Origin of the sequence: Streptococcus sp. IsoGale022 (assembly GCF_031142805.1) — a bacterium.
In the GTDB taxonomy this organism is placed as follows: domain Bacteria; phylum Bacillota; class Bacilli; order Lactobacillales; family Streptococcaceae; genus Streptococcus; species Streptococcus sanguinis_A.
On sequence record NZ_JAKZJI010000002.1, the window covers coordinates 168,069 to 181,880 of the forward strand.

Consider the following 13,812-nt stretch of genomic DNA (forward strand, 5'->3'; position numbering starts at 1 on the left):
CCTCCCTTATTCTTCAGATTCAGTAGTATTGGCCAAGGCTTCGATGACTCGACCTTTGATAATAACGCCGACTAATTTGTCCTTATCATCTACAACGGCCAAAGGCGCTGGTGAATCGTAAATCAGCGGGAAAATATCAGTAATCAGGGTTTCCTGAGTGACCTTGCGGACATTCTTATCAATGACTTCAGCCAGTGCTTGATGCTGCTTGCGGGCATCGCGGGCGGCTTCGGCAGTCAGACTGCCCTTGAGGTGGCGCTTCCTATCCACAGCCAGCAGCATACTGACCTCTTCTTTTTTCATGCGATTGAGAGCCACGGTTGGTCCGTCGATGTCAATGTTGGTGGTCAGTGGCGTTGTCATGATATTCTGGGCAGTCAGGACCTTGGAGCGGTCCACATCCTCAACGAACTCTCGAACGAAGTCATTGGCTGGATTGGTCAGGATTTCCTCACCAGTTCCAATCTGCATAATCTGACCGTCAGCCATGATGGCAATGCGGTCACCGATACGCAGGGCCTCATTGAGATCGTGGGTGATAAAGATAATGGTACGCTCATGCTCTGCCTGCAGATCCAGCAGTTCATCCTGCATTTCGCGTCGGATGAGAGGGTCTAGAGCTGAGAAGGCCTCGTCCATGAGCAGAATGTCAGGATTGTTGGCCAAAGCTCGAGCTAGGCCGACCCGCTGCTGCATTCCACCAGAGAGCTGATCAGGGTATTGATCCTTGAAGGACAGGAGACCGGCATTGTCCAGAGCTTGTTCAGCTAGGCGCGTGCGCTCCTCTTTATCAACACCTCGGACTTCCAAGCCGAACTCAGTATTTTCTAGAATAGTCCGATGCGGGAAGAGTCCGAAGTTCTGGAAGACCATGTTGAGCTTGTGGCGCCGAACCTCACGCAGCTCCTCTTCGTTCATCTTAGCCACATCTTGGCCGTCGATGTAAATGTCGCCTGATGTCGGGTCAATCAATCGGTTGAGCAGGCGGATAAGAGTAGACTTCCCACTACCGGACAGTCCCATGATGACAAAAATTTCTCCGGTCTGAACCTCAAAGTTTACATCGTAAACTCCGACAGTAGCACCGGTTTTTTCTAAAATTTCCGTTTTGCTTTTGGCTTGCTGGACCATTTCTAGTGCCTGCTTTTGCCTTTTGCCGAAAATTTTAGTCAAATGTTTTACTTCTAGTTTATTCAACGTATTTCTCCTTTTGCACAAGTGACTACATGTTTATTTTGATAAGTTGTCACTTAAAAGACCATCACAGTATAACATCGTGTGGTCACTTTGTCAAACCCAAAAGACTGTCAGGCCGGCCTTTTTCGGCTATTATAAAAAAGGGAGAGTGATTTTCTGGAATATTTTTGAAAGCCGCAAAAACCTTGTCAGACAGCGGATTTTCCTGTCTATTCTGTTTTTTAGACAAAGAAAAAACAAGCGCTGTTTCACTTGTTTGTTTCAATTTCATTAAAAAATAAATTATGCATCAAACCGACTGATAATTCGTTGCCAACAAAGTAGATGGTATTGCCGGCTTCCAGCTTGGTATAAGGACCAGGCGAGATTAGGAGTTGGTCGCCCTGCTGGACTGCGACAATGGTAGCGCCAGTCGAGTGCCAGATATTGAGCTCATTGATAGATTTTCCTAGGTTGATGGCGTCTGCTGAGAGCTGGAGCTCATAGGGATTGAAAGGAAAGCGCTGCTGGACATCCTTAGTTCGGCTGAGAAGCTGATTAAGCAACTGGGAAAAGTTGGCAAATTCTTCCTCTTGGCGCTGGATGCTCTGGTGGAGCTTGCTTTTGAGGTCCTGCAGAGAGTTGACATCTTTATAGGTTTCGAGAAACTGCTGAGCTTTTTCCTTGGAGGAAATGAAGGCTCCACTGCCATGGCGGACTTCCATGATTTCCAGATCTACCAGCACATTGATAGCCTTGCGGGCTGTCTCAGGGGAGACATTGAAGTTGCTGGCTAGGGTAGAGCGGGCATAGATCTTGCTGCCGATGGGATATTTGCCGTCAACGATTCGCTCGGCAATAGCGACAGCTATCTGCTGGTAGCGTGGGAATGCGACTTCTTTTTTGCTCATGAGGACCTCCAATTTTACGACAGGAATATAGCTATGATTATAATATAAAACTGGAGGATTGAAAAGTGCCCTTTGTAAAATCGACCGTCCTAACGGCTTCTTCTTGCCTTTCTTTTTACTTTTTTAAGTAGTATAATATGTCTAAAAGTCAGAGGTTTTCTGGAAGGGGTGAGGACATTTATGTCACAATTTATCTTGGTATTACTGGGCTTTTTGGCGGTACTAGTGCTTGTCATAGCCTCTGCTATTCGGAGAAAGCTTCGCTTTAAGAAGCGTTTAGCTGCTGCTTGGGGAAGTCGTGAGCGGGTGGATTGCCGGCCAGACAGTGAATCCAGTCTATATGAGTCTTTTTTGCTAGACGAAGAAGCTGGAACCTATGATAGTCTGGTGGACGACCAGACTTGGGGAGATTTGGACTTTTTTGATATTTTTCAGGATATTGATACAGCAGCCCAATCCAGTCTAGGTTCAGAGTACCTTTACAGCAAACTTCGCCTGCTACATTTCGAGGCAGATCAGGACTTTGATGATTTGCAGTCCTATTTGGCCCAGCATGCAGAGGTGCGCAGTCAGCTGCAGCTACTTTTTTCTGAGATTGGCAAGAAAAATCACAATCAAGCCAAGAAACTGATCTATAAACCAGCGCAAGCTAATCACAGGGGAAGTTTTTACCTGTTTTTGGCTTCGATTCCGCTACTTTCTCCTTTCCTCTATTTTATCAATCCAAGTCTGGGATACATAGTTCCCATCATCAGCATGGCCTTTAATATTGTTTACTCCATGGCCACACGCTGGTCGCTCGAGATGAAGTTGGACAGCATGAGCTATCTGGTACGGATCTTCTATATTGGTAAAAAGATTGCCCGCCTGCCCTTGCCCCAGCAAGCTGCCCTGAAAGAAGCGTTGGCTTCTTTTAGCCGAATAAAGCTTTTTGGAGAAGTCTTTCGGCCCCAGTCGGGTGCCTCTGAGCTGGAGATTTTCTATCTTTATCTCAACTCCGTCTTGCTGATACCTCAGTTGGCTCAGGCCTATATCTCCAATCGTCTGGTCAAGGCCAATCAACAGGCTAGGCAAGTGCTGGAGATTCTAGGTCGCTTAGAGGCAGCGATTGCTGTACTTAACTACAAGGAAAGCCTGCCAATTTATGCGAAACCTAGTTTTACAAGCTCATCTGGAATGAAGGGCAAGGGTCTCTATCACCCACTCTTAGAGCGACCTGTCAGCAATGATTTGGACTTTTCTAAGAATATGATGATTAGTGGTGATAATGCTTCTGGAAAATCGACTTACCTGAGAATAGCAGCTATCAATGCTATCTTGGCTCAGGGCTTAGGCTTTGCCTGCGCAGAGAAGATGACCTTGCAGCATGGTCATGTCTTGAGCTCAATGGATGTGACCGATGACATCGGCTCTGGGGATAGTTACTTTATCGCTGAGAGCAGGGCTATTGAGCGCATGATAGATTCCTTGGAAGAAGAGGGCTTGCACTACTTTTTCATCGATGAGCTTTTTAAGGGAACCAATACTGTTGAGCGGATAGGTGCAGGGCTGGCAATCATTGATTGGCTAGCTCAGAAGCCCTGTCTTTACATGATTTCGAGTCATGATGTGGAGTTGGTAGCAGCCTCTGGTCAGCTCAATGCTCAATATCACTTTGACAGTCAATATATAGCAGGAGAGATTGTCTTTGACTATAAGATTAAGCAAGGCAGCGCTTTGACCAAGAATGCGGTTAATACACTAGAGAGCCTGAACTATCCAGAAGAGATTACGGATACAGCTAGGGAGATAATCAACGCCTACGAAGCCAGTGGTAACTGGAGTTTGCTGGAAAAGGGGCAATCCAAATTGGATGATAAAAATAGAAATGGATAAAAAGATGACTATAAAGATGATAGCGACAGACATGGATGGAACCTTGCTGGACGGACAGGGACAGCTGGATTTGCCGCGTCTGACTACTATTTTAGATGAGCTAGATAAGAGAAACATTCGCTTTGTGGTGGCTACTGGTAATGAAATTCCACGGATGCGTCTGCTATTGGGAGATTTGGTAGAACGAATGACTTTGGTAGTCGCCAACGGAGCGCGGATTTTTGAAAAGAACCAGCTATGTATGAGCAGCTTCTGGGAAGCCGGATTGATAAGGGATGCGCTGGCTTATTTTTCCGGTCATGAAAGGGAGCATCAGCTTGTTGTGACCTCTGAAAGAGGCGGCTTTGTTCAGGAGGGGACAGAGTTTCCCTTGATTGAAAAGGTTATGACTAAGGAAATGGCCCAGCTTTTCCACAAGCGGATGAACTTTGTGCCAAGCCTTCAGGATTATCCCTTTGACAAGGTCTTGAAAATGAGTATGATGGTAGAAGAGGCTGCAGTAGCAGAGCATGCTCGTTTGATTAATCAGCATTTTGCTGGCCGATTGAGCGCTGTTGCTAGTGGTTACGGAGCCATTGACATCCTCCAAGATGGGATGCACAAGGCTTGGGGCTTGCAGCAGCTGATGGCTAAGTGGCAGATTCAAAGCTCGGAAATCATGGCTTTTGGGGATAGTGAAAATGATATCGAAATGCTGGAAATAGCAGGTATTTCTTATGCCATGGAGAATGGCGATGAGCGAGTCAAAGGGGTGGCAGATTACCTAGCACCAGCCAATACAGATGCCGGTGTTCTACAGGTGCTTGAGCAATACTTAGAAGAGGAAAAAGGATAATGGCAGTACAATTACTAGAAGAATGGCTTCTCAAGGAGCAGGCAAAATTGCAGCAAAACTACAGAGAGCTCAATCAACTCTCTGTCAAGGAGCCAGACATCATCTTTATCGGAGACTCTATTGTGGAATACTATCCGCTCCAGGAACTCTTACAGACGGATAAAAGACTGGTCAACCGCGGTATTCGGGGCTATAAAACCGATTTACTTTTAGAGCATTTGGATGCCCATCTCTTTGGGCAGGCTTTGGATAAGGTCTTTATTCTGATAGGTACCAACGACATTGGCAAGGAGATGCTTCAGACAGAAACGTTGGCCAATTTGGAAGCCATTATTCAGGAGATTTCTCGTGATTATCCTCTGGCTCAGATCCGTTTGCTGTCGGTCCTGCCGGTCAATGAAGCTCCAGCCTACAAGAGCACGGTCTATGTCCGCAGTAATGAAAAGATTCAGGCTCTCAATCAAGCCTATCGCCAGCTGGCTAACGCCTACATGAATGTCCAATTTATCGAGCTCTACGATGCTTTTCTGAACGAGGAAGGCCAGTTGTGCCCAGATTATACAACTGACGGCCTCCATCTGACCATTTCTGGCTATGGAGCCCTGTCCAAGATTTTGCAGGAATATTTGTAGTTTCTTAGTAAGAATACAGCTCTGTTTTGCCAGAACAGAGCTTTTTTATTTTCTTAAACTTACAAAAGTTTTCTGTGAATGATGCTTGATTTCAAAGGGATTATGAAAATTATTATAAAACACATTGGACTTTGTGAAAAAATTTAGGGCTTTGTGTTATGTAATAGTTCTATATCATCTATGAGCATATTCTTATACAAGAGCGAAAAAACATGATAAATTGATAGAGTAAAGTTTCTTGAAGCGTTTTCATTCACAAATGGAAATGTTTTCAACAACTGAAAATTTATTTTATTGAAAGGGAGTTATTATGACTCAAGGAAAAATTACTGCATCTGCAGCAATGCTCAACGTATTGAAGACATGGGGCGTAGACACCATCTACGGTATCCCATCAGGAACACTCAGCTCACTCATGGATGCTTTGGCTGAAGACAAAGATATCCGCTTCTTGCAAGTTCGCCACGAAGAAACTGGTGCTCTTGCAGCGGTCATGCAAGCTAAATTCGGCGGCTCAATCGGGGTTGCAGTTGGTTCAGGTGGTCCAGGTGCGACTCACTTGATTAACGGTGTTTACGATGCAGCTATGGACAACACTCCATTCCTTGCTATCCTTGGATCACGTCCAGTCAATGAACTCAACATGGATGCCTTCCAAGAGCTCAACCAAAACCCAATGTACAACGGTATCGCTGTTTACAACAAACGTGTCGCTTATGCTGAGCAATTGCCAAAAGTTATTGACGAAGCTTGCCGTGCTGCAGTTTCTAAAAAAGGTCCAGCTGTTGTTGAAATCCCAGTAAACTTCGGTTTCCAAGAAATCGACGAAAACTCATACTACGGTTCAGGTTCATACGAGCGTTCATTCATCGCTCCTGCTTTGAACGAAGTTGAAATCGACAAAGCTGTTGAAATCTTGAACAATGCTGAACGTCCAGTTATCTACGCTGGTTACGGTGGTGTTAAAGCTGGTGAAGTGATTACGGAATTGTCACGAAAAATCAAAGCACCAATCATCACAACTGGTAAAAACTTTGAAGCGTTTGAATGGAACTATGAAGGTTTGACTGGTTCTGCTTACCGTGTTGGTTGGAAACCAGCTAACGAAGTTGTCTTCGAAGCAGACACAGTTCTTTTCCTTGGTTCAAACTTCCCATTTGCTGAAGTTTACGAAGCTTTCAAGAACACTGAAAAATTCATCCAAGTTGACATCGACCCATACAAACTTGGTAAACGTCATGCCCTTGATGCTTCTATCCTTGGTGATGCAGGTCAAGCAGCGAAAGCAATCCTTGACAAAGTAAATCCAGTAGAATCTACTCCATGGTGGCGTGCTAATGTGAAGAACAACCAAAACTGGCGTGATTACATGAACAAACTCGAAGGTAAAACTGAGGGTGAATTACAATTGTACCAAGTTTACAATGCAGTTAACAAATATGCTGATCAAGACGCTATCTACTCTATTGACGTAGGTAACACAACTCAAACATCTACTCGTCACCTTCACATGACTCCTAAGAACATGTGGCGTACATCTCCACTCTTTGCGACAATGGGGATCGCCCTTCCTGGTGGTATCGCTGCTAAGAAAGACAATCCAGATCGCCAAGTATGGAATATCATGGGTGACGGAGCATTCAACATGTGCTACCCAGACGTCATTACAAACGTTCAATATGACCTTCCAGTTATCAACCTTGTCTTCTCAAATGCTGAGTACGGCTTTATCAAGAACAAATACGAAGACACAAACAAACACTTGTTTGGTGTAGACTTCACAAACGCTGATTACGCGAAAATCGCTGAAGCTCAAGGCGCTGTTGGATTTACGGTAGACCGTATCGAAGACATCGACGCAGTCGTTGCAGAAGCTGTGAAGCTCAACAAAGAAGGCAAGACAGTTGTCATCGATGCCCGCATCACGCAACACCGTCCGCTTCCAGTAGAAGTTCTTGAACTTGATCCGAAACTTCACTCAGAAGAAGCCATCAAAGCCTTCAAGGAAAAATACGAAGCAGAAGAACTCGTACCATTCCGCCTCTTCTTGGAAGAAGAAGGGTTGCAATCACGCGCAATTAAATAATTCCTCTCGCTGAAAATCAAATTTAAACTGTGTCATCTTCATCTTGCTGCATAGCAGTACTGCCTGCGCTTCGATGTCTTGTTTATAACTTGATTTTCTTAGAGCGGAACTTGAAAAGATCGGAGCAATCTGGTCTTTTTCTGGAGAATAGTCAATGAATTTAAATCAATTAGATATTATCGTTTCAAATGTTCCCCAAGTCTGTGCTGACTTGGAACGTATTTTGGATAAAAAGTCAGACTATGTTGACGACAGTTTTGCTCAGTTCACGATTGGCAGTCACTGTCTCATGTTGTCAGAGAATCATTTGATTCCTTTGGAAAATTTTCAGTCAGGCATCATTCTTCACATCGAGATTGAGGATGTAGAGCAGAACTACAAACGGTTGAAAGAGCTTGGTGCCGAGATTTTACATGGCCCAGCTGTAACTGATTGGGGAACAGAGTCCTTATTAGTTAGAGGACCTGCTGGTCTAGTCATTGATTTTTATCGAATGAAATAGGACGATTAGTCATTTGAAGTTGACCTTAATCATTCTTAAAACAGAATGTGAGAATATGAACAATTGAAAGATCGGAGAAACCCGGTCTTTTTTAGGTAAACCTAATAGTGACTTCTGAGCTTGACTATCGTGAGGTAACGGATTAAAACAGTCTCGTGATAGACCGTTTTAAGTATGGCGCTGGACATAAGAATCGTCAGAGGAAGGAATAGCGAGATTGTGTCTCTACGAACAGAAATGTGATAGTAAGGCATGTATAGTAGTAGATAAGGAGATTTGAAATTAGTTTGTACTTGATTGAAAATTATTAAAATGTAGACCTTTTCTAATTTTCTGACTTTTGCTTGAATTATCATTTTAATAGGTATACAATGTATTTAAAGAAATCAAAGAATAAAGAGGTGGTAATATGAAATTATCACGATATGTCTTAAGGTATGATACTGAAGATGGTAGTGTATATTTTAATACCAAAAATAATCATTCATTTTTGATTACTAATGAATTGAAGAAGAATATACAAGAAAATAAAACAACGGAAAGTGAATATATTGCCTATTTGGAAGAGAATAAATATTTACTTGAAGAAAATGAGGTAAACAAATATTTAAAACAGATAGAAGATAGGAATAATGAGATACTAGAGTTTACAATTCTTAATATTTGTTAAGTTTATATAATAAAAATGGAGAGGAGTGCTAGCCTCTCTCTTTTTCTAGGAGGGCATTATGAATAAAATATTTCACTATCTGGATAAGAAAACGAAGTTTTATACTATCATCGGTGCACTGGCAAATGGAGGTTTAGCTCTTGCTCAACCCTTAGTCGTATCACAAGCCTTGTCCTTAAATCAAGGAGAACTGACTTATTCTAAAATCATACAGTTTGCTATTTTTGGCTTTACAGTATACTTCGTCTTGTATAGCTTAATGCTCTTTTGTAATCATACACATAATGTTTTTCGACGTGAAATTCAAATGAATATGAGGGCAGATTTATTTGACAAGCTGATGATAAAAAAAGATTTTAACGAAGATGAAAAAATCACCATGCTCACACAAGATATGGAGTATTTGGGGGATAATTACTTAGAAAAATACGTCAATATCATTTGCTGGAGTTTTGTAGCAATACTAACAGCGATCTATATTATTTCGCAAAATTTGTTACTAGGTAGTATTTTTGTCTTTTTCACTATTTTACGTCCTATTCCTCAGTTCTTGATGAGTAAAAGACTCAAACATACTGGTGATGACATGGCTCAAGGCAGAGTAGAAGTGCATAATCAAGTATCTGATAGTATCCGAGGAGCACATACTCTACTCATGAACCAAGCAATTTCTGAAAATCAGAACAGATTTTGGAAGATTAATCGACATTATCAACTAGCCATTCAAAAATTTTGCTTTACCCATAATATAATTTTCTTTTGCAACGGTTTCATGGTCTTTTTAAGCCAAGTTTTACCACTTGTTTTAGGTTTTTACTTTGCTATGGCTGGGCAGAAAGTGTCAGTGGCAAGTCTTGTTGCCATGTACATCGCAGCAGGTCAGCTAGTGAGCCCTATTCAGACTATTATGTATGATGCTGTAGATATACAAGGGGCAAAAACGACAGCAGATAAGATTTTTGGAGTATTAGAAATTGGAGATGTAAAACAGATAGATAAAAAAGATGCGCAAGAATTGAATGCTCTACACATTAAAAATTTAAGTAAATCCTATGGTGACAGACAACTTTTTACTCATCTAAATTTGGATGTTCAAGCAGGTCAGAAAGTTTTAATCAAAGGACCGAGTGGTTGTGGTAAGTCAACCTTGTTTCGACTCATTACTGGAGAAGAAATAGCAGATGAGGGAGAAATTATCGGCGTTACAACTGTTAATGAATGTACATCAAGTTTTGTATCCAGTATAGGAATTATTAGTCAACATCCATTTCTCTTTAATGATACAGTGCGTTATAATTTGACCTTAGGACAAGAATTTTCTGAGGAAGAGTTGCTTGCTGTTTTGAAACAAGTCAAACTAGATTTTGAATTGACGGGTGGGATGGATTTTATTATCAAAAATAACGGGGAGAATATTTCTGGGGGACAAAGAGTAAGGATTGAATTGGCACGTTTTCTTCTTCGTAGAAAAAATCTGTTATTGGCTGATGAAGTGACCGCAACCCTAGATAAAGAAAACGCCCTCATGGTACATGAACTACTATTTTCTCTTCCTGTTATGATGTTAGAAATTGCCCATCATATTGATGATGAAAGTAGATATCAACAAGTTGTAGATTTAGGAAAATATTGAATCTGGCTTAAAAGTCAGTTTTATCAGAAAATAAAGTAAATATTTCAGCAATAAAACACCCAGTATCAAGATTTTTCAATGCATAGTAATATGCGTTTTTCTGATTATATATACTTTTTCTAACCTCACTCTTCTTTCTTATCACAAGATTGTGATAAGAAAGAAGATTATAGAATAAGATACAGCAAAAATGAAAGAGGTTTTGGAAATGACTGAAAATCAAATGAGAATACTAGGTTGGGTTGCAACCTTTATGTCCGTGATGATGTATGTGTCTTATTTTCCACAAATCATGAATAATCTAGCTGGGCAAAAAGGAAACTTCATTCAACCACTTGTTGCGGCTATTAACTGTAGCCTCTGGGTCTACTACGGCCTTTTCAAGCAAGAAAGAGATATTCCGCTTGCAGCAGCAAATGCACCAGGGATCATTTTTGGGCTAGTAACTGCAATTACTGCCTTGATTTAAAATAAAAGGAATAGGAGGAGACTGTTTTTTTCAGTCTTCTTTTTTTCTTTTTCTCAGTTTGCAGAAAAATCTTGTTTGATGTCTGGGCTCATTGGAGAAAAGATGAGTTTATTTTAAAGAGCTGGAGAAAGAATCAGAGTGAAAATAAGTTGGTAAAAACTAGAATAGTATCACTATTTCGCAGTATTTCACAAGTAAAGGTCTTGAGATTGCGGTATAATATAAGTAAATGAACAATCAAAATAAGAAAGTGAGTAGAGATATGACTGAAAAACTGACTTTTCCTGATGGTTTCTTGTGGGGCGGAGCGACAGCTGCCAACCAGTGCGAGGGCGCTTATGATGCGGATGGTCGCGGGCTGGCCAACGTAGATGTGGTGCCGATTGGTGAGGACCGTTTGGCCATCATCACGGGTAAGAAAAAGATGTTTGACTTTGAGGAAGGCTATTTCTACCCAGCCAAGGAAGCTATTGATATGTACCATCGCTTTAAGGAGGACATTGCCCTCTTTGGCGAGATGGGCTTTAAGACCTATCGTCTGTCCATTGCTTGGAGCCGGATTTTCCCGAAAGGAGATGAGTTGGAGCCCAATGAAGCTGGCCTGAAATTTTACGAAGACCTTTTTAAGGAATGCCACAAGTACGGCATTGAGCCCTTGGTGACCATTACTCACTTTGACTGTCCCATGCACTTGATTGAGCAATATGGCGGTTGGCGCAGCCGTAAGATGCTGGAATTTTACGAGCGTCTCTGCCGCACTCTCTTTACCCGCTACAAGGGCTTGGTCAGGTACTGGCTGACCTTTAATGAGATTAACATGATTCTCCATGCACCATTTATGGGGGCGGGGCTCTGCTTTGAAGAAGGTGAAAATGAAGAGCAGGTCAAATACCAAGCGGCTCATCATGAGCTGGTCGCGTCAGCCATTGCTACTAAGCTGGCTCATGAGATTGACCCGGAAAATAAGGTTGGCTGTATGCTGGCAGCGGGCCAAAATTATCCTAACACCTGTCATCCACGCGATGTATGGGCTGGTATGGAGGAAGATAGGAAAAACTATTTCTTCATCGACGTGCAGGCGCGTGGCGAATATCCCAACTATGCCAAGAAAGCTTGGGAGCGTGAGGGCATCACTGTTGAAATGACAGAAGAAGACCTGCGGCTTCTCAAGGAGCATACGGTGGACTTCATTTCCTTCTCTTACTACTCTAGCCGGGTAGCTTCGGGCGATCCTAAGGTCAATGAGCTGACGGAGGGCAATATCTTCGCTTCTCTCAAGAATCCTCATCTGGAAAGCTCTGAGTGGGGCTGGCAGATTGATCCTCTGGGCTTGCGCATTACGCTTAATACCATCTGGGATCGCTATCAAAAGCCCATGTTTATCGTGGAGAATGGTCTGGGTGCAGTGGATAGTCCGGATGAAAATGGCTATGTTGCTGATGATTACAGGATTGACTACCTGGCGGCCCATGTCAAGGCCATGCGGGAAGCCATCAATGAGGACGGTGTAGTGCTGTGGGGCTACACGACCTGGGGCTGTATCGACCTGGTATCAGCCGGCACTGGCGAGATGAAGAAGCGCTACGGCTTTATCTATGTGGATCGGGACAATGAAGGCAAGGGAACACTCAAGCGCTCCAAGAAGAAATCCTTTGACTGGTACAAGGAAGTCATCGCGACTAACGGAGCATCTGTGAAATAGAAACAAGGCTGAGATATGAATATCTCAGCCTTGTTTAAGGATGTATTTTTAATAGGAACTTTAGTCTAACTGAAATTTAAATACTTTTCAAGATTTATTATTTCAAGAATTCCTTTATTTGCTGGGCGATTTCCTCTGGCTTTTCGTCATGGATATAGTGGGAGCCTTCTAATGTCACAAGTTTGGCTTGGGCATTTTGCGCAACAAACTCTTCCTCTAGCTTGGGAGCTTCTCCGCCTTTCTGGACAGCCGCAAAGATAAGAGTCGGAATCTGCGGCACGGGTTCTTTGTTAATCGTTTCAACATTTTTCTTCCGATTCTTGACTTCGTTCATGACCGCCTGAGTGATTGACCGCTGGTGGAACAAGGCTTTAAAGATAGCTTTTTCCTGATCATTGAGGGCCCCAGACTTTATGGCTGGGCTGCTATTTTCATCAAAGAAAATCGGTAGGCGAGCTAAGCCTAGCATTCTCCCCAGCTGGATAGTCTGATAAGAACCATAAAATTTCTGCTGGTCGGCCACCTCTGTATGAGGCATGGTCATATCCAGCCCGATAATAGCTTCTACTTCTTCTGGGTAATGATTGGCCCAGTGAATCGTTTCTAAACCGGCAATCGAATGCGGAACCAAAACATAAGGACCGGATATCTTAGCAGCTTTGAGGGCCTTACGTGTCTGCTCCACTTGTCTATCCAATGAGCGGTCATCGTTCCCATCATCGCTGTAACCATAGCCTAGACGTTCTACCACGACGATGCGATAATCCTCCTCTAGCTTGGAATAAAGAGCCTTGAAATCCAGCACCGGAGCATTGGTGCCTAGACCTGCTAGAAAAACCAAGGTCTTCTTGCCCTTTCCGGCAGTGTAGACATTAAGCTTCTTACCCTCTACCTCGACTAGCTGACCAATCGGCTTCTCAATGAGTTTGCTTTCCTGAGCTATTTGAAAGCGGTGATAGAGAAAGATAGCCAATAAGGCCAGAGCTAAGAGTCCTACCAGCCAAGTGATTGTTTTAAGGATAAATATAAAGATTCTTTTCAACATAGAGATTCCTTTCTGTTCATCATATTTTAGACTCGCATACTTTTATTGATAATCTTTACTCCAAGCGGTCGTATAGTGATTTACACTAAAAGCGAATAGAAGTTTAATCAGGTAAAGTGATAAAAGAGCTGTCATACTGATTGGCAATTTACTGTAACTAATAAGAAGAATGCAACCCAACCCCGCCATAGAAGCACCAGTTAATGCTTGCTCCCTGCAATCTCTCGCATAGAAACAGCTCCAAAGCCCTTAGAGCGAAACAGCTCCCCTACCACT

Annotated in this window: 12 protein-coding genes; 9 read left to right on the forward strand and 3 right to left on the reverse strand. The window is 42.7% G+C overall.

The features are described 5' to 3' along the window. Positions 1 to 6: 6 nt before the first annotated feature. Both RG608_RS02325 and RG608_RS02330 read right to left on the reverse strand, forming a co-directional pair. Positions 7 to 1,197, reverse strand: coding sequence for a glycine betaine/L-proline ABC transporter ATP-binding protein (locus RG608_RS02325; RefSeq protein WP_176799445.1), 1,191 nt, complete (start codon positions 1,195 to 1,197; stop codon positions 7 to 9). 248 nt (positions 1,198 to 1,445) lie between these two features. Then, positions 1,446 to 2,087: a GntR family transcriptional regulator gene (locus RG608_RS02330; RefSeq protein WP_002896558.1), complete on the reverse strand. Its 642-nt coding sequence runs from the start codon at positions 2,085 to 2,087 to the stop codon at positions 1,446 to 1,448. A 180-nt stretch (positions 2,088 to 2,267) separates the two neighbouring features. Here RG608_RS02330 and RG608_RS02335 point away from each other — a divergent pair, with 180 nt between their 5' ends. From RG608_RS02335 to RG608_RS02375, 9 genes are all read left to right on the forward strand, one after another. After that, positions 2,268 to 3,962 carry a hypothetical protein gene (locus RG608_RS02335; RefSeq protein ID WP_308946496.1) on the forward strand — a complete coding sequence of 565 codons (1,695 nt, stop codon included), beginning with the start codon at positions 2,268 to 2,270 and terminating at the stop codon, positions 3,960 to 3,962. Next, complete coding sequence (locus RG608_RS02340; RefSeq protein WP_308946497.1) at positions 3,940 to 4,797, forward strand: Cof-type HAD-IIB family hydrolase; 858 nt, start codon at positions 3,940 to 3,942, stop codon at positions 4,795 to 4,797. Before RG608_RS02335 ends, RG608_RS02340 begins: the two co-directional genes overlap by 23 nt. After that, positions 4,797 to 5,429: an SGNH/GDSL hydrolase family protein gene (locus tag RG608_RS02345; protein ID WP_308946498.1), complete on the forward strand. Its 633-nt coding sequence runs from the start codon at positions 4,797 to 4,799 to the stop codon at positions 5,427 to 5,429. The genes RG608_RS02340 and RG608_RS02345 overlap by 1 nt, the downstream gene beginning before the upstream one ends. Before the next feature lie 310 nt (positions 5,430 to 5,739). Beyond that, positions 5,740 to 7,515 (forward strand): pyruvate oxidase, encoded by a 1,776-nt coding sequence (gene spxB / locus RG608_RS02350; RefSeq protein ID WP_002918127.1) that lies wholly within the window; start codon positions 5,740 to 5,742, stop codon positions 7,513 to 7,515. A 154-nt stretch (positions 7,516 to 7,669) separates the two neighbouring features. Further along, positions 7,670 to 8,017, forward strand: a complete 348-nt coding sequence (locus tag RG608_RS02355; RefSeq protein WP_308946499.1) for a VOC family protein — start codon at positions 7,670 to 7,672, stop codon at positions 8,015 to 8,017. A 409-nt stretch (positions 8,018 to 8,426) separates the two neighbouring features. Next, positions 8,427 to 8,687 carry a hypothetical protein gene (locus tag RG608_RS02360; RefSeq protein ID WP_308946500.1) on the forward strand — a complete coding sequence of 87 codons (261 nt, stop codon included), beginning with the start codon at positions 8,427 to 8,429 and terminating at the stop codon, positions 8,685 to 8,687. A gap of 58 nt (positions 8,688 to 8,745) precedes the next feature. Beyond that, complete coding sequence (locus tag RG608_RS02365; protein WP_125332610.1) at positions 8,746 to 10,320, forward strand: ABC transporter ATP-binding protein; 1,575 nt, start codon at positions 8,746 to 8,748, stop codon at positions 10,318 to 10,320. Positions 10,321 to 10,528: 208 nt separating this feature from the next. Then, the gene (locus RG608_RS02370) at positions 10,529 to 10,789 is read left to right on the forward strand and encodes a SemiSWEET family transporter (RefSeq protein WP_308946501.1); all 261 of its coding nucleotides are present in this window, start codon (positions 10,529 to 10,531) and stop codon (positions 10,787 to 10,789) included. A gap of 262 nt (positions 10,790 to 11,051) precedes the next feature. After that, the gene (locus tag RG608_RS02375) at positions 11,052 to 12,491 is read left to right on the forward strand and encodes a 6-phospho-beta-glucosidase (protein WP_308946502.1); all 1,440 of its coding nucleotides are present in this window, start codon (positions 11,052 to 11,054) and stop codon (positions 12,489 to 12,491) included. 97 nt (positions 12,492 to 12,588) lie between these two features. Here RG608_RS02375 and RG608_RS02380 read toward each other — a convergent pair whose 3' ends face one another. Further along, positions 12,589 to 13,536 (reverse strand): alpha/beta hydrolase, encoded by a 948-nt coding sequence (locus RG608_RS02380; protein WP_308946503.1) that lies wholly within the window; start codon positions 13,534 to 13,536, stop codon positions 12,589 to 12,591. Positions 13,537 to 13,812 lie beyond the last annotated feature (276 nt).

Excerpts from the sequence above, each read along its gene's own strand:
- RG608_RS02340 (WP_308946497.1), top strand. The coding sequence starts at position 3,940 with ATGATAAAAATAGAAATGGATAAAAAGATGACTATAAAGATGATAGCG.
- RG608_RS02335 (WP_308946496.1), top strand. The coding sequence starts at position 2,268 with ATGTCACAATTTATCTTGGTATTACTGGGCTTTTTGGCGGTACTAGTG.
- RG608_RS02355 (WP_308946499.1), top strand. The coding sequence starts at position 7,670 with ATGAATTTAAATCAATTAGATATTATCGTTTCAAATGTTCCCCAAGTC.
- RG608_RS02380 (WP_308946503.1), bottom strand. The coding sequence starts at position 13,536 with ATGTTGAAAAGAATCTTTATATTTATCCTTAAAACAATCACTTGGCTG.
- RG608_RS02330 (WP_002896558.1), bottom strand. The coding sequence starts at position 2,087 with ATGAGCAAAAAAGAAGTCGCATTCCCACGCTACCAGCAGATAGCTGTC.
- spxB (WP_002918127.1), top strand. The coding sequence starts at position 5,740 with ATGACTCAAGGAAAAATTACTGCATCTGCAGCAATGCTCAACGTATTG.
- RG608_RS02345 (WP_308946498.1), top strand. The coding sequence starts at position 4,797 with ATGGCAGTACAATTACTAGAAGAATGGCTTCTCAAGGAGCAGGCAAAA.
- RG608_RS02365 (WP_125332610.1), top strand. The coding sequence starts at position 8,746 with ATGAATAAAATATTTCACTATCTGGATAAGAAAACGAAGTTTTATACT.
- RG608_RS02375 (WP_308946502.1), top strand. The coding sequence starts at position 11,052 with ATGACTGAAAAACTGACTTTTCCTGATGGTTTCTTGTGGGGCGGAGCG.
- RG608_RS02360 (WP_308946500.1), top strand. The coding sequence starts at position 8,427 with ATGAAATTATCACGATATGTCTTAAGGTATGATACTGAAGATGGTAGT.
- RG608_RS02370 (WP_308946501.1), top strand. The coding sequence starts at position 10,529 with ATGACTGAAAATCAAATGAGAATACTAGGTTGGGTTGCAACCTTTATG.